The 15,351-nt window shown below is 71.5% G+C and carries 13 protein-coding genes; 7 read left to right on the top strand and 6 right to left on the bottom strand.

Annotated elements, in window-relative coordinates; genetic code table 11:
- Positions 1-30: 30 nt before the first annotated feature.
- Positions 31-660, top strand: coding sequence for a TetR/AcrR family transcriptional regulator (locus ABH928_RS30515; protein WP_370071881.1), 630 nt, complete (start codon positions 31-33; stop codon positions 658-660).
- Here the strand turns inward: ABH928_RS30515 and ABH928_RS30510 are convergent.
- On the bottom strand, positions 650-1,915 hold the full coding sequence (locus ABH928_RS30510; RefSeq protein ID WP_370071880.1) for a multidrug effflux MFS transporter: 1,266 nt from the start codon (positions 1,913-1,915) through the stop codon (positions 650-652). The two genes, ABH928_RS30515 and ABH928_RS30510, sit on opposite strands and share 11 nt — an antisense overlap.
- A 298-nt stretch (positions 1,916-2,213) precedes the next feature.
- On the opposite strand from ABH928_RS30510, the gene ABH928_RS30505 reads away from it, so the two are divergent.
- Positions 2,214-4,274, top strand: a complete 2,061-nt coding sequence (locus ABH928_RS30505; RefSeq protein WP_370071879.1) for a phosphocholine-specific phospholipase C — start codon at positions 2,214-2,216, stop codon at positions 4,272-4,274.
- 7 nt (positions 4,275-4,281) lie between these two features.
- Here ABH928_RS30505 and ABH928_RS30500 read toward each other — a convergent pair whose 3' ends face one another.
- Positions 4,282-5,796: a DHA2 family efflux MFS transporter permease subunit gene (locus tag ABH928_RS30500; protein ID WP_370071878.1), complete on the bottom strand. Its 1,515-nt coding sequence runs from the start codon at positions 5,794-5,796 to the stop codon at positions 4,282-4,284.
- A gap of 99 nt (positions 5,797-5,895) precedes the next feature.
- A complete protein-coding gene (locus ABH928_RS30495) occupies positions 5,896-7,953 on the bottom strand; it encodes a phosphocholine-specific phospholipase C (RefSeq protein ID WP_370071877.1) in 2,058 nt (685 codons plus the stop codon).
- Positions 7,954-8,447: 494 nt separating this feature from the next.
- Here ABH928_RS30495 and ABH928_RS30490 point away from each other — a divergent pair, with 494 nt between their 5' ends.
- Positions 8,448-8,864 carry a hypothetical protein gene (locus ABH928_RS30490; protein WP_370071876.1) on the top strand — a complete coding sequence of 139 codons (417 nt, stop codon included), beginning with the start codon at positions 8,448-8,450 and terminating at the stop codon, positions 8,862-8,864.
- A gap of 251 nt (positions 8,865-9,115) precedes the next feature.
- Positions 9,116-9,889, top strand: coding sequence for a class F sortase (locus tag ABH928_RS30485; protein ID WP_370071875.1), 774 nt, complete (start codon positions 9,116-9,118; stop codon positions 9,887-9,889).
- A 49-nt stretch (positions 9,890-9,938) separates the two neighbouring features.
- On the opposite strand, the gene ABH928_RS30480 is transcribed toward ABH928_RS30485, so the two are convergent.
- Positions 9,939-10,871, bottom strand: coding sequence for a MerR family transcriptional regulator (locus ABH928_RS30480; RefSeq protein ID WP_370071874.1), 933 nt, complete (start codon positions 10,869-10,871; stop codon positions 9,939-9,941).
- A 99-nt stretch (positions 10,872-10,970) separates the two neighbouring features.
- On the opposite strand from ABH928_RS30480, the gene ABH928_RS30475 reads away from it, so the two are divergent.
- Positions 10,971-12,527 carry an alpha/beta hydrolase gene (locus ABH928_RS30475; protein ID WP_370071873.1) on the top strand — a complete coding sequence of 519 codons (1,557 nt, stop codon included), beginning with the start codon at positions 10,971-10,973 and terminating at the stop codon, positions 12,525-12,527.
- A 121-nt stretch (positions 12,528-12,648) separates the two neighbouring features.
- Positions 12,649-12,969: a hypothetical protein gene (locus tag ABH928_RS30470; protein WP_370071872.1), complete on the top strand. Its 321-nt coding sequence runs from the start codon at positions 12,649-12,651 to the stop codon at positions 12,967-12,969.
- Positions 12,970-13,036: 67 nt separating this feature from the next.
- Here ABH928_RS30470 and ABH928_RS30465 read toward each other — a convergent pair whose 3' ends face one another.
- Together ABH928_RS30465 and ABH928_RS30460 are read right to left on the bottom strand one after the other, a co-directional pair.
- The gene (locus tag ABH928_RS30465; protein WP_370071871.1) at positions 13,037-13,291 is read right to left on the bottom strand and encodes a hypothetical protein; all 255 of its coding nucleotides are present in this window, start codon (positions 13,289-13,291) and stop codon (positions 13,037-13,039) included.
- Positions 13,288-13,572: a hypothetical protein gene (locus ABH928_RS30460; RefSeq protein ID WP_370071870.1), complete on the bottom strand. Its 285-nt coding sequence runs from the start codon at positions 13,570-13,572 to the stop codon at positions 13,288-13,290. The genes ABH928_RS30465 and ABH928_RS30460 overlap by 4 nt, the downstream gene beginning before the upstream one ends.
- A 268-nt stretch (positions 13,573-13,840) precedes the next feature.
- Between ABH928_RS30460 and ABH928_RS30455 the strand changes: the two genes are divergently transcribed.
- A complete protein-coding gene (locus tag ABH928_RS30455; protein ID WP_370071869.1) occupies positions 13,841-15,028 on the top strand; it encodes an ROK family protein in 1,188 nt (395 codons plus the stop codon).
- The last annotated feature ends 323 nt before the right edge of the window (positions 15,029-15,351 follow it).

Here is a 15,351-nt window from a genome sequence, read left to right as displayed (position 1 = left end):
TTCGCCCGGTGCGGGCGGCAGAATCGGGGTGTGCCGCAGACACCGCCTTCCGCCCGCCCCCGTACGCGCTACCACCACGGCGACCTGGCCAACGCCCTGGCCCAGGAGGCCGTGGCGCTCGCCCGAGAGGGCGGACCCGAGGCGGTGGTGCTGCGGGAGGCAGCCCGACGCGTCGGCGTCTCCGCCCCCGCCGCCTACCGGCACTTCGCCTCGCACGAGGAGCTGGTGCGGGCGGCCAAGGAGCGCGGTCTCGAGCTGCTGGCCGAGGCGCTGGACGCGGGGTTGGCGCAGGTCCCGGCCGACGCGGGCCCGCTGGCCCGGCTGCGGGCACTGGGCAAGGCCTACGTCGGCTTCGCCCAGATCGAACCCGGGCTGTTCCGCACCGCGTTCTGTCACGGCCTGAGCGAGCTGGACGTCCAGCCGGAGGCGCTCGCGGACTACCGCGCGTTCCGGATCGTCGGCGAGGCGCTCGACGCGGTCGCGGCGGCCGGGCTGATGCGGCCGGAGCGCCGTGCGGGCGCGGAGTTCCCCGCCTGGGCCGCGCTGCACGGCCTGGCGCTGCTCAGCATCGACGGTCCGCTGGCCGCGTGCGGGGAGGAGCAGTTCGAGGCGGTGCTGGAGTCGACGCTGGACCTGGTCGAGCGCGGCCTCACCGCGTGAGGGCGTCCTCGGCGGGGTGCCCGACCGCCTCGTCCACCGAGGCCCCGGTCCGGACGCGGCCGACCAGCGCGGCGTAGACGACGACCGCGGCCAACGCGAAGGTGCAGGCGACGACCGCCATCGGCACGGCCGTCCCGCTGCCGCCGAGCCCGACCAGCGGTGCCGCGAAACCGCCGACGCCGTACTGGAGCAGCCCGACCAGCGCCGAGGCCGCGCCTATCTGCCCGGCGTGACCGTCCATGGCCCGCGCGGTGCCGTTGGGGCCGATCAGGCCGATGCTGGAGACCAGCGCGAACAGGCTGACCAGCACCCCGGGCAGCCCGAGCCCGGCCAGCACCGAGACGAGCAGGCCGATCCCGCCCGCACCACTCAGCACCAGTCCGGCCCGCAGCAGCGTCTCGACCCGGAACCTGCGCAGCAAGGCGCCGTTCAGCTGCCCCAGCGCCACGATGCCGAGCGCGTTGGCGCCGAAGACGAGACTGAACGTCTGCGCGTCCAGGCCGTAGATGTCCTGCAGCACGAAGGACGAACCGGAGATGTAGGCGAACATCGCCGCGAGCGAGAAGCCGCCGGAGAGCGCGTAGCCGACGAAGGCGCGGTCGCGCAGCAGCGCACGCATCCCGTGTAGGGTCTCGCCCAGGCCGCCGCGGCGTCGGCCCTCGGGCGGAAGGGTCTCGCGCAGGCCGAAGGCGGCTGCGGCCAGCAGCACGCAGCCGATCACCGACAGCGTGACGAAGATCCCGCGCCAGTCGGTGAACCGCAGCAACTGCCCGCCCAGCAGCGGCGCGAGGATCGGCGCGGTGCCGTTGACCAGCATCAGCATGGAGAAGAAGCGCGCCGCCGCAGTGCCTTCGTGCAGGTCGCGGACCACGGCGCGGGATATGACGATGCCGACGCCGCCCGCCAGCCCCTGCACGAGCCGCAGCGCGGTGAGCATCTCCACCGAGGGCGCCAGCGCGCACAGCACCGACGCGGCGGCGTAGGCGGCGAGCCCGACCAGCAGCGGCCGACGCCGTCCCCAGGTGTCCGCCATCGGCCCGGCGATCAGCTGGCCGAGCGCCAGACCGACCAGGCAACTGGTCAGCGTCAGCTGCACCGCGGAGTCTGAGACCCGGAAGTCCGCCGCCAGCTGCGGGAGCCCGGGGAGGTACATGTCCAGGCAGAGCGGCCCGAAGGCGGAGAGTGCGCCGAGGATCAGCAGCAGCCGCAGCCCGGCGGCGCGGCTGGTCGGGGCGGGTGCCTGGGTGGCGTCCACGGGAGCGGCTCCTCGGGAGGTCGGCGGGGTGCGGGCGGTGCGGTCCGGTTACCCGACAAGAGTACCTTCCTTGGAAGGCATTTTCATCAGGGGTCGTGCGAGGGGGCGCTGTGCTCGAACCAGCATCTGACGGATGATCAGTTTGCCTGCTGCTGCGTACACATAGATAACGGATCGGCAACGAGTCTGGGCCAGACGTAGGCTGCGCTTCATGCCCCTGTCACTTTGGACGGGGGCTCAGGTCACTCGCGCGCTCCATAGTCCCCACGTCGACCCCCTCTCCCTCCGGAGGAATCACGTGGCGCCCGTTACTCGTAGAACCTTCCTCGGTTCCGCAGCCGCGCTCGGCGCGGTGCTGGGACTGGATGCCCTGCCGGGTGTCGCGCCGCGCGCGGCGGCGGCGACCACGGGCACGATCACCGACGTCAAGCACGTCGTCGTGCTGATGCAGGAGAACCGCAGCTTCGACCACTACTTCGGCACGCTCCAGGGTGTGCGCGGCTTCGGCGACAAGGCCACCATCCAGCTGTCCGGTGGCAACAGCGTCTTCAACCAGCCCAACGGCAGTGGACGGCAGTACCCGTGGCGGATGAGCACCACCGCTCCGGCCGACGGCCAGACCTCCGAGCAACTGGCGCAGTGCGACGGTTCGTTGGACCACTCGTGGTCGACGCAGCACACCGCCTGGAACAACGGCAAGATGGACTCGTGGGTCTCGGCCAAGGGCACGGACCGCACGCTGGGCTACCTGTCCCGCGCGGACATCCCGTTCCACTACGCGCTGGCCGACGCCTACACCGTCTGCGACGCGTACCACTGCTCGATCCTGTCGGCGACCGGTCCCAACCGGACCTACCTGTGGTCCGGCATGATCGACCCGTCCGCCACCGCGGGCGGCCCGGCGTACGACGGCGGTTCCGAGTCCGGTCTGTCCTGGCAGACCTACACCGAGGCACTGCAGAACGCGGGCGTCAGCTGGAAGGTCTACCAGAACGCCAACGACAACTACGGCGACAACGGCCTTGCCTACTTCAAGCAGTTCGCCAACGCCTCGACCGGCAGCGACCTCTACACCAAGGGCATGGCCTCGGTCCCGGCGGTCACCGGTTCGACCCCGGACGACATCGCCGGCGCCATCAAGGCCGACGCCCAGGCCGGGACGCTCCCGCAGGTCTCCTGGGTGGTCGCCAACCAGGCGTTCTCCGAGCACCCCGACTGCCCGCCCAACGACGGTGCCCACTTCCTCAACCTGGTGATCCAGGCGCTGGCCGCCGACGAGACCACCTTCGACTCGACCGTCCTGTTCCTCAACTACGACGAGAACGACGGCTTCTTCGACCACGTCCCGCCGCCCGCCGCCCCGTCGGGGACCTCCGGCGAGTTCTACTCCGGCACCAACATCGGCCTCGGCTTCCGCGTGCCCATGCTGATCGTCTCGCCGTGGACCCGCGGCGGCTGGGTCGACTCCCAGGTCTACGACCACACCAGCGTCATCCAGTTCCTGGAGACCTGGACCGCAGCCCTGGGCACCCCGGCCGCGTGCGCAAACATCTCAGCCTGGCGCCGCCAGGTCTGCGGCGACCTCACCGGCGCCTTCGACTTCGCCAACCCCGTCTACGGCGCGCCGTCGCTGCCCAGCACCAGTGCGGTCTTCGGTCAGGCCAACTGCGACCCGCTGCCCAATCCGGCCCCGACCACCAACGCGCTGCCGGCGCAGGAGTCCGGCACCCGCTCCGCCCGCGCGCTGCCCTACCAGCCCAACGCGTGGGTCGACCACATCGAGTTCGACTCGGGCGGCAAGACGCTGGTCTGGATCCGGATGGCCAACCAGGGCGCGCAGGCCACCAGTCACGCCCACTACTCGATCTACGCCAATGCCTACCGCAGCGGCGGGCCGTGGCAGTACACCGTCGCGCCCTACGCCAACGGCACCGACGGCACGACGATCGATTACTTCAACGTCGGCACCAACTACGGTAGCGGCAAATACGACCTCACCTGCGTCGGCCCCAACCGCTTCCTGCGCCACTTCACCGGCAACACCACCGCCGCGGGCAAGAGCTGCGAGGCCACCACGACCTACGCCACCGCGCCGGACACCGGGAAGGAGGCGCTCTACGTCCACATGACCAACACCGGGACCAGCACCGTCACCTTCACGGTCACGTCGAACAACTACCGCAGTGACGGCCCGTGGACCTACCAGGTCGCCGCCGGACAGACCACGTCGGACTACTTCAACGCGGTCGCCAACCAGGACGGCTGGTACGACTTCACGGTCACCGTCAGCGGCGACTCCAGCTGGAGCCGCCGCGTCACCGGCCACATCGAGACCGGCTCGGCCAGCGTCACCGGCTGACCCGTCGTCAGGACCGCTCCCGAGGCGGCGCGTCCAGACCGCAGCTGTGCTGCGGGATGGGCTGCTCCGCCTCGGCGACGCGGGCCGGATTGCGGATCAGCGCGGCGGCCAGCACGCCGCTCAGCAGGCAGAGCGAGGCCGAGACCAGCGAGGCCTTGTGGAACCCGGCCGAGAACGTGGCCGGGTGCAGATAGGCGTCGCCGGTGATCCCGGCGACGGCCGGCAGCACCGCGACCGCGACCAGCGAGGCGGCACGTGCCACGTCGTTGTTGACCGCCGACGCCATGCCCGCGTGCTGCGCGGGGGCGGAGGAGAGCGCGGTCGACGTCAGCGGCGCGACCACCGTTGCCAGCCCGAAGCCGAGGACCAGCACGGCGGGCAGCACCTCGGTCCAGTACGTGCCGGAGCCGGTGACCCGGACCATCAGCGCGATGCCCACGCCGACCAGGCACGGGCCCACGCTCATCTGCAGCCGCGGCCCGATCCGTCCGGACAGCGCGCCGGAGCGCGCGGAGAGCGCCAGCATGATCAGCGTCAGCGGCAGCAGCGAGACCCCGGCCTCCAGCGCGGAGTAGCCGGAGACCTGCTGCAGTTGGATCGGCAGCAGGAACAGCACGCCGCCCAGCGCCCCGTACATCACGAAGGTGACCACGTTGGTCGCGGTGAACTGCCGTGAGGAGAAGAGCGAGAGCGGCAGCATCGGGGCGGGCGTGTGCCCCTCCCACCAGACGAAGGCCGCCAGCAGTGCCACCCCGCCGAACAGCGAGGTGAGCACGCCCGCGCTCTGGAAGCCGCTGGACGGTCCCTCGATCAGCCCGTAGGTGACGCCGACCAGGCCGAGCGTGATCAGCGCCCCGCCGGTCAGGTCGATCCGCGTTCCGCGCGTGGCCGGATCGCGCGACTCGGGGACATGACGCAGCGCCACTGCCACCACCCCGACGGCCAACGGCAGGTTGATCACGAAGATCAGCCGCCAGGACACCGCCTGCACCAGCCAGCCGCCCAGGAACGGGCCGATGGCGGTGGCCACCCCGCTCAGCCCGGACCACGCGCCGATGGCCCGGCCCCGGTCCTCGGGGACGAACGACGCTTCCAGGATCGCCAGGCTGCCCGGCGTCAACAGCGCTGCGCCGACGCCCTGCAACGCGCGCGAGGCGATGAGCACCGACACGTTCGGCGCCAGCCCGCAGAGCAGTGACGCGCAGGCGAACCAGACCACGCCGATCACGAAGAACCGCTTGCGCCCGTACCGGTCGCCGAGCGAACCGGCGACCAGCAACAGGCCTGCCAGGGTGAGGGTGTAAGCGGTGACCACCCACTGGAGTCCGGCCAGTCCGACGCCGAAGTCCCGACCGATCGCGGGCAGGGCGATGCCGACCACGGTCGCGTCGATGGACGCCAGCGCGGAGCCCATCACGGTGGCCGCCAGCACCCACCGGCCGGGGCCGGTTCCGAACCGCAGTGCGGGTGCGGCGTCGTCTGCGGGTTGCGCCGGCGGCGGGGCCGGAGAAGGCGTGCCCATGATCGCAGCGTAGCCCGCCGGGCCCGTCGGACCCGGCGGATTCCGCGAGTTTCGCGCGCACGGTTCCGCGCGTGCGAGTGATGTACGGGGCGCTCCGGCTCAGCCGGTGACGCTGGCCGAGCCGGTCTCGATGTGGCCCATGGCCCGGCGGCTCCAGCTGGAGTCGGCATCGACGGTGACCGTGAAGTCGTACCAGCCGTCGGCGATGGACACGGCGTTGAAGAAGTCCGAGACCGTCGCGCCCGGTGCGACCTGGTAGGTCCAGGTGCCGCTGCGGTAGTGGTTCGAGGTGATGGTGTAGGTGACGGTGGCAGTGCCGGTGTTGGTCATGGTGAACCAGACCGCGTCCTTGCCGCTGTCCGGCGCCGGGGCGTAGTGGGTCGTCGCCTCGCAGCCCTTGGCCGCGCCGTTGCCGTTGCCGGTGAAGTGGCGCAGGAAGCGGTTGGGGCCGACGCAGCTGAGGTCGTAGTCGCCGTTACCGTAGTTGGTGCCGACGTTGTAGAAGTCCCGGGTGCTGCCGTCGGTGCCGTTGGCGTAGGGCGCGACGGTGTACTGCCACGGCCCGCCGCTGCGGAAGTTGTTGGCGTAGACGGAGTAGTGGGCGTAGGCGGCGGCCTGCGCGCCCTGGTTGGCCATGGTGATCCAGACCTGGACCTGGCCGTTGGCGCCGTACGTGACGCTGTCGATCCACGCGTTGGGCTGGTAGGGCAGCGCGCGGGCGGAGCGGGTGCCGGACTCCTGCGTCGGCATGGAGTTGGTGCCGGGAGCCGGGTTGATCTGCAGGTTAGCCGTCGCCTGGCTGATCGTGGCGCTGGTGTCCGGCAGGGACGGCAGGCCGTAGACGGGGTTGGCGAAGTCGAAGGCGCCGGTGAGGTCGCCGCAGACCTGGCGGCGCCAGGCTGAGATGTTTGCGCACGCGGCCGGGGTGCCCAGGGCTGCGGTCCAGGTCTCCAGGAACTGGATGACGCTGGTGTGGTCGTAGACCTGGGAGTCGACCCAGCCGCCGCGGGTCCACGGCGAGACGATCAGCATGGGCACGCGGAAGCCGAGGCCGATGTTGGTGCCGGAGTAGAACTCGCCGGAGGTCCCCGACGGGGCGGCGGGCGGCGGGACGTGGTCGAAGAAGCCGTCGTTCTCGTCGTAGTTGAGGAACAGGACGGTCGAGTCGAAGGTGTCCGGGTCCGCGGCGAGCGCTTGGATGACCAGGTTGACGAAGTGCGCACCGTTCTCCGGCGGACCGTCAGGGTGCTCGGAGAAGAGCTGGTTCGCGACCACCCAGCTCACCTGCGGGAGCGTCCCGGCCTGGGCGTCGGCCTTGATGGCGGCGGCGATGTCGTCCGGCGTCGACCCGGTACTCGGTACCGATCCCATGCCCTGCGTCGCCAGCGGGCTCGAACTGGGCGCGCTGGTGAACTGCTTGAAGTAAGCCAGGGCGTTGTCGCCGAAGTTGTCACCGGCGTTCTGGTAGACCTTCCAGCTGACGCCCGCGTTCTGCAGTGCCTCGGCGTAGGTCTGCCACGAGAGCCCGGACTCGGAACCGCCGTCGTACGCCGGGCCGCCCGCGGTGGCGGACGGGTCGATCATGCCGGACCACAGGTAGGTCCGGTTGGGACCGGTCGCCGACAGGATCGAGCAGTGGTACGCGTCGCAGACGGTGTAGGCGTCGGCCAGCGCGTAGTGGAACGGGATGTCGGACCTGGTCATGAAGCCCATGGTCCGGTCGGAGCCCTTGGCCGAGATCCAGGAGTCCATCTTGCCGTTGTTCCAGGCGGTGTGCTGCGTCGACCAGGAGTGGTCCAACGAGCCGTCGCACTGGGCGAGTTGCTCCTTGCTCACACCCCACCACCAGGTGGAGGTGTCGCTGAGCTGCCACGGGTACTGCCGTCCACTGCCGTTGGGCTGGTTGAAGACGCTGTTGCCACCGGAGATCTGGATGGCCGAGCGGTCGTCGAAGCCGCGCACGCCCTGGAGCGTGCCGAAGTAGTGGTCGAAGCTGCGGTTTTCCTGCATCAGCACGACGACGTGCTTGACGTCGGTGATCGTGCCCGTGGTCGCGGCGGACGCGCGAGACGTGGTGCCGGGCAGGGCGTCCAGTCCCAGCACCGCGCCGAGCGCGGCTGCGGAACCGAGGAACGTACGACGGGTGACGGGCGCCACGAGAGGCCTCCGGAACGAGAGATTCAGACCGACGCCGAAGACGATCCAACGCTCGGATGTCAACTGGCGGGTAACAAAGTGGCAGGACGGTGAATCAAAGCGAACGCTTGGACCAGACTCGTTACCGAACAGTAATGATGGGGCGTGAGCGCACGCGGATCGGGCGGCCTGCGCGGCCTCGTTTCGGCTGCGCTGCGTGACGTCGGACGGCCCGGAGCCCGATCCGACACTCTTTCAGCAGACAATCAGCCTTCGTTCAGACTTTTCTGAGGCGGTCTGCGATTTCCCTGGTCACAGCGCCTGACGGTGGGTCTGCTCCGGGCGCCGCTGCGTCCGAAAGCGGGACCTTGATCCTCCATCACGGTGACGGACCGATCGCTCAGCGCGACATTCGACGAACCATCAGATTGTCTGATTATGCGGCGCGGGTCTTCCGGCCCGTCTGCGCGGTGCACAGTGCACCGTGGCCGCACCGTCTCGGAGGTCCATCAAAAATGCGTTCTGTTCGCGTTCTCGCCGCGGCCGGTCTGACGGCCGGTCTGGTCGCGCTGCCCGTCTCCTCTGCCTTCGCCGCCACCACCACGGCGCCGGCCGGCCACCACCACCCCGCCGCTGCCTGCGTCAAGGCCGCCAAGGAGCTCGACAAGGCGAAGGACGACCTGAAGAAGGCCCTGAAGTCCGACAAGGACTGGGCCATCGCCAAGGCCAAGCGGGAGGTCGCCCGCGCCTGGGACCGTGTCCAGGACGCCTGCTGCCTGGGCCACCGCGACCACCGCGGTCATGTCCAGGCCGGTCTCGGCGGCACCCAGAGCGGCACCGCCAACGGTGCCCTCGCGGGCGGCGCCGCTGCCGTCGCCGCGGCCGGCGTGGGTGGCACGGCGCTGGTGCGCCGTCGCAACCTCGGTCGCTGAGGTAGCAGGTCCCGCAAGTAGTGAAGTAGTGAAGTAGCGAAGGTGCAGTTGCTTGCCGCCGCGCGCACGGACATCGGACATCGACGTCTGACGTGCGCGTGGCGGCAGAACTGCGTGACACAGGCATCGCCCGATCGACTGATCGCCTGACCGACTGACTGTTTGATCGTTCGACAGGTCGATCGCCTGACCGCTTGATTGCTCGACATGGTCGACTCGCTCGACCTGCTTGTTGAAGTCCGGAGACCACCATGGCTCAGCCGCGCAGCGGTAACTCTTCTCGCAGCCAACGGATCGGCTGGACGCTGGTTGCCGCGTCCGCCGTGCTCGGCGGCGTCATGCTCGCCGCTGCCGCCCCCGGCTCATCGCCGCCTCCGCCGCCCTCGGCGGCAGACGCGCTCCCGTCCGGCTCCGCATCCGGCGCCGCCGCCGAGGACGCGGCGCTGGGCTTCCCCGACATGGCCGACTCGGTTCCGACGCGGATCCGCATCCCGGAGATCGCCGTGGACGCGCCGCTGATGCCGCTGACCACCGACCCCACCGGCCAGAGCCTCGCCGTCCCGCCGGACGACAACCGCAACCTGGCGGGCTGGGACAGCCAGGGCGTCACCCCGGGCAGCATCGGCACGGCGGTCATCGTCGGCCACGTCGACAGCAAGACCGGCCCCGCCGTCTTCTACGGCCTGAGCGTGCTGCACAAGGGCGAGGTCATCGACGTCCTGCGGGCGGACAGGCACACCGCGGAGTTCACGATCGACGGGATCAACGTCTACGCGAAGAGCGCCTTCCCGAGCTCCGTCTACGACAACACCCTTCGCCCGGAGCTCCGACTGATCACCTGTGGCGGCTCCTACAGCAGTGCCGGCGGCTACAACGCCAACGTCGTCGTCTTCGCCCACCTGACGAAGGACATCCCACCGTCCGGCGCGGGTTCGACGACCGCATCCGTCAGCGCGTCCCCTGGTGCGTCCCCGAACTCCTCTCCCAACTCCTCTCCGAACTTCCCCCCGAAGGTGTCGCCGTGACGACGACCGTCGCGTAGCCCATGGTGAAGGCGCGGCTGCGTCAGCGGGACTACGCGTCCGCGAGCTCCACGTCGAGCGCGGACTGCAGCCAGGCGTGGGCGGCTCCCAGCGTGGGCGCCGTCGACAGCTCGCCCGCCAGTTGCCAGTACCGGTCCATCACCGGCTCCGCGCCCAAGGCGAGCGCCCGGCCGAGCGTGCGGCGGAACGCCGGGGTGTCGCGTGCGTCCTGTGCGCGGGCGTGCGCGTCCACGAAGCAGTCGAGCGCCGCGCCTGGATGGGGCGGGCGCTGCGCGAGGAGCGGGGCGAGGGCCAGGGTGTAGGCCTCGAACAGGCCGTCGTAGAGCACGTCGGCGCGGGGCACGACCGGCCGGTGCGCGGCCAGGCACGCGTCGGAGGCGGAACCGGTCAGCGCGTGAAGTCGGGCGAAGGTCAGCACCTGCGCCGGAGTGGGCGCTTCGGGGAGCTGCGGCACGGCCATGTCGGTGATCGAGGCCACCAGCCGGGCCGGGAGCGGGTACGGCAGGAGCCGTCGCCAGTACCGGACCACCGCGTCCGTGTCCGGCGGCGAGGCGAGCGCGCCGATCAGGCGCAGCCGCTCGGGCCGCTGCTCCGGCGCGGACTCGTGCAGCAGCCGCAGCCCTGCCTCGCGCCAGCGCAGCGCGGTCAGTTGGACGCCGAGCTCGTCCAGCTGCCGTTCGACGACATCCGCCAGCGCGGCCCCGTCCAGTCCGGCCCCGTCCGGCGCGTCGCCGCGCTCGCCGTCCAGTACCCGGCCGATCTCCGGCAGCGGCATGCGCAGTCCGCGCAGCGAACGGATCAGCTGCAGCCGCTCGACGGCCTCCGGCGCGTAACGGCGGTGCCCGCCGCTGCTCCGGTCCGCCTCGGGCAGCAACCCCCGGTCGGACCAGAAGCGCAGGGTCTTCACGGTCACCCCGGCGCGCTCGGCGAGTTCGCCGATGGTCAGCAGCTCGGGTCGGGACACGACTTGAACCTCCATCAGGGGGAGTTCCTACGGTACTGGTACGGCGCGGCCGCACCCGGAGGGTGTACCGCGGGGGACAAGAGACGTGGAGGTCTCACCATGACGGCATTCATCCTGGCCTCCGGCCCGTTCACCGGCGCAGCCGTGTGGGACGAGGTGGCCGCCGGGCTGCGCGCGGCCGGTGCGCAGGTGCTTCCCGCTGCGCTGGCCGGAGCGGAGGGCGCGGAGGGGGCGGGGGCCGACCTGGAAGCGCACATCGAGGAGGTTGTCCGGCTGATCGACTCCCTCGATGCGGCTGACCCAGGCGATGCGGCTGACGCAGGCGATGCCGGAGACGCGCCTGACGCGTCGCCCGTGGTCCTGGTTGGCCACGACTACGGCATCCACCCCGTGCTCGGCGCGGCGGCGCGGCGGTCGGAGCGGGTGGCCCGGATCGTGTACCTGGACGCGGGCCTGCCGCAGGACGGCGATGCGCCGCTCGCGCTCGTGCCCGACCCGGGCGTCCACGCGCTGCTGAGCGGGCAGCCCGACGCGCTGGTCCCGCCGCCCGAGGGGGAGGAGTGGCAGCGCTGGGGCAGCACCGCCGGACTCTCCGCGCAGCACCTCGACCGCCTCTCCGCGCTCGCCGCGCCGCAGCCCGGCCGCACGCTGACCCAGCCGCTGCGGCTGACCGGCAGCATCGACGCGGTGCCGACCAGCGGCATCCTCTGTACGGCGGGCGGCACCACGATCGCCGCGGTGCAGAACCTCGTCTCCTACGGACCGCCGCAGTTCCGGTGGCTCGCCGACCCACGGATCGGCTTCTTCGAGCTGGCGACCGGCCACTGGCCGATGCTCTCCGAACCGCAGGCGCTGGCCGGGGCGTTGCTCAGCGCCGCCGCAGGGGAGGGACGACGGCTGGATCCGCCGAAGGACGCGCCCGAGGGCGCGGCCGGGCGCCCGCAGGGCTTCCTGTTGGACGTTCCGGAGTGCCCTCGCGAGCGCATCGGTCGGGTGGACCTGCACCTGCCGGACGGGGGTGCGGCGAGCGGGCCGCGTCCGGCGATCGTGTTCGTCCACGGCGGCCCGCTGCCCCGCGACATGGAGCCGGGTATCCGCGACGCGCCGCTCTACCTCTGCTACGCCCGACTTGCAGTGAGCCTGGGCGTGGTCGGCGCGGTCGTCGCCCACCGCCTGCACGCCCTGACCGACTTCCCGACCGCTGCGGCGGACGTCGCCGAGGCGGTGGAGACGGTCCGCAGCGACCCGCGCGTCGACGCCGACCGCGTCGCCCTCTGGTTCTTCTCCGGTGGCGGCCTGCTCACCACCGACTGGCTCGCCGCACCGCCGAGTTGGCTCCGCTGCCTGGCCGCCAGCTACCCGCTCCTCGCCCCGCTGCCGACCTGGCTCGCGGTCGACCCCCACTTCCGCCCGGCGGACGCCCTCCACGGCGCGACCCGCCTGCCCCTCGTCCTGACCCGCGCCGGTCTTGAGGGCCCCGACATCGCCGCCACCGTCGCGGACTTCCTCACGGCGGCGAAGGACGCCGGAGTCGCGGTCGACATCGTCGACGTGCCGAACGGCCACCACGCCTTCGAACATGCCGACCAGACGGACGAGTCCCGCGCGGCCGTCCTCGACGGGATGCGCGCGGTCCTCGCCTACCTCGAAGGGTGAGCCCCGGGTCTCGCGACGCCTGCTGAGACTCGCCGGCTCACTCCCTGGCGGGGGCCTTACCAATCGGGCAAGTAAGTGATATCACTTTGTTCAGCAGAGGATCGGCAGCAGGGAGAAGGACATGGCGACGACACTGCAGCTGGAGCGCGCGATGCCGGGGGCGACGATGGCGGTCCAGGACCGCCACGGCAGCTGGGCGATCCTGCTCGATGGCCAGGAGGTCGGGCACATCGCACCGGACGAGGCCTTCGAGACGCAGGTGGCGCCCGGCTCGCACACCCTCCAGCTGACCTCGACCGGCAAGCGCCGCAGTCCCGTCCGGACGTTCAGCGCCGCGAACGCGTCCACGGTTGAGTTCCGATGCCACTCCCAGCCGGTCTGGCCACTGATGCTGATGGCACTGGCGCTGCCCGGGCGGTGGATCGCCCTCAAGCAGCGCTAGTGCCGCGTCAGCGCAGCGCTGGTGCAGTGCTGAGGGGCGTGGGCGTGGGCGTGGGCGCCGGTGCGGGTCACGGCTCCGGTTCGCGGGGGCTGCCCTCGGCCCACACCTGCTCGACGGCGCCCCACCACTCCCAGCACTCCGGGCAGCGGCACTCCGGGGCGATCTCCTCGACGTCCCCGATCGGCCGGGTGTCGGCGACCGGATCGATGCGGTAGCCGCACATCGCCACGAACGCGCCCTGGCGCACGACGTGCCAGCGTGTGGTGTCCCGGCCGACCGGATCGGCCGGCTCGTGCTGCGCGCGCAGCTCGTAGCCGGTCACTCCCACACCCCGGCGTCGCCGCCCTGCCAGTCGATCAGGCCGGGCGCGTCGACGGCGTGCTCGTCGAGGCCCGCGCGGCGTAGGAACTCCAGCACGTCCGTGAGCCCGTAGGCCTTGCCGACATGGGCGGTGAGGATGTCGACCCGGCGGAACGGACCGGTCTGTGGGTCGGTTTCGACGGGGTGCACGACCACGTGCGTGGCGTGCCCGGTGTCCCTGATGTCCCCGGCGCCGTCGGCGTCGCTGATGTCCTCGGTGTCCTCGGCGTGTGGCTCGCTCATGCCGTCCAGCGTGGGGAGGCCACGCAGTGATCGCACTCGGGTTCGGCATACCGCCACTCGAACGAATGAAACGAACGAACAAGACGCAGCGGAGCGGATCGGGCCGTTCGCGCAACTGCCACGCGGCCGTAACGGTGGTCCATTGACCGGGGCCACGGCACTTGCGAGCATTCCGGGCATGACGTCGTCGGAGTGTCCCCGCATCAGGTAGCCCGCAGTACCGGGCTACCACGCCGTGCCGTGGCCGACCCCGGACAGAGGATCACCTGTGCTGCCAGCGCTCATCGCGACGCCGGACCCGCAGCCGCCCGCCGCCGAGCGGCCGGACGGAGCGGCTGCCGTGCTGCGGGCCGTCCTGGACCAGGGCCCGTTGGCCCGCACCGCGATCGCGGGGGAGACCGGGCTGAGCGCTGCGGCCGTGTCGCGGCATGCGGCGGACCTGCTCGCGATGGGGCTGGTCCGGCAACCACCCGAGCCCGCGCAGCCGTCCCGGCCGGGACGCCCACGGATCCCCCTCGACATCGACACCTCGCACCACTTCGCTGCGGGCGTGCACATCGCCGTGCCGCAGCTGACGTTCTCGCTGACCGACCTGCGCGGGCGCGTGGTCGCGTCCGAGCGTGTGCCGAGGGAGCCGCACCCCGGTGCGGTCCTGCGGCAGGCGGCCGGACTGCTGCCGGGCTTCGTGCGGCGGCACGCCCGGGGCGGCTCGGTGCTCGGGCTCGGCGTGGTCACCGGCGGCTGGGTGGATCCGGGCGCGGGGCTCCTCGTGGAGAACGCCGCACTCGGCTGGCGTGACGTCCCGCTGCGGCGCGCGCTGCAGCGGATGGTCCGGTTGCCGGTCCATGTCGAGGGGCACGCCCGGGCGCTGGCCCGGGCGGAGCTGCTGTTCGGTGCGGGCGGAAACGGCGTTCTCGTGCACCTGTTCGTGGGCAACGCCGTCGACGCGGCGATCGCCACCGGCGGGATCCTGATGCGCGGCCGTCGGTACGGTGCAGGCGGCATCGCGCACCTCCCCGTCCCCGGGTCGACGGAAGCATGCCCGTGCGGTCGTACCGGCTGCCTTCAGGTGACCGTCGCTGACCGCGCCGTCGCGGAGCGCGCCGCCGCCGAGGGCATCGTCCCGCGTCCTGACCTGCCGTTGCTGCTGCGTGCCGCGCGTGCGGGCGACGCCCGTGCCCTGGAGCTGTGCCGGTCCCGGCTCCGGGCGGTAGCCCGTGCGGTCCGGCCGATGCTCGACCTGATCAGCCCGGACACCGTGGTGCTGACCGAGAGCGTGACCCTCCATCTTCCGGAACTGCTAGCCGAGTTGAGCCGGGATCTGGGCGCTTCCGCCGGTCAGGTGCGGGTCGGCTCCTTCGGCGTGGACACGCTCGCGGTGGCGGCGGCTGCGCCGGTGCTCGCGGCGGTCTACCAGGACCCGTTGGGACTGCGCACGGTCGGGGGTACGCGGTGAGGCGTGACCGGGTGGGGTTTCTTCCGCGCCGCCAGAAAACGTTGTCCGCACGGTCATCGGGGCAGCAGACTGCTGCCATGGACGCACAGCAGAGGGCCACGGTCCGGGCAGCCGCGCAGCGGCACCCCGTGAACGCCTTCCGTGCGCACCACTTCGCGGGCCTGCGCTGTCACGCCTGCTGACCGGCTTCTGAGCGCAGCGCGCATTCCGTTGCCGCTGCCGTTGCCATTGCCACTGCCGTTCCCGGCGCAGTAGTCGCCGGGTCGGATTCTTCTCCTCGCACACACAGGCACGTCCACAGGCACGTCCGCATCCGCAGGCAC

The sequence above is a fragment of the Streptacidiphilus sp. MAP5-3 genome (assembly GCF_041262505.1).
In the GTDB taxonomy this organism is placed as follows: domain Bacteria; phylum Actinomycetota; class Actinomycetes; order Streptomycetales; family Streptomycetaceae; genus Streptacidiphilus.
This window is presented reverse-complemented; position numbering and strand designations above follow the sequence as displayed.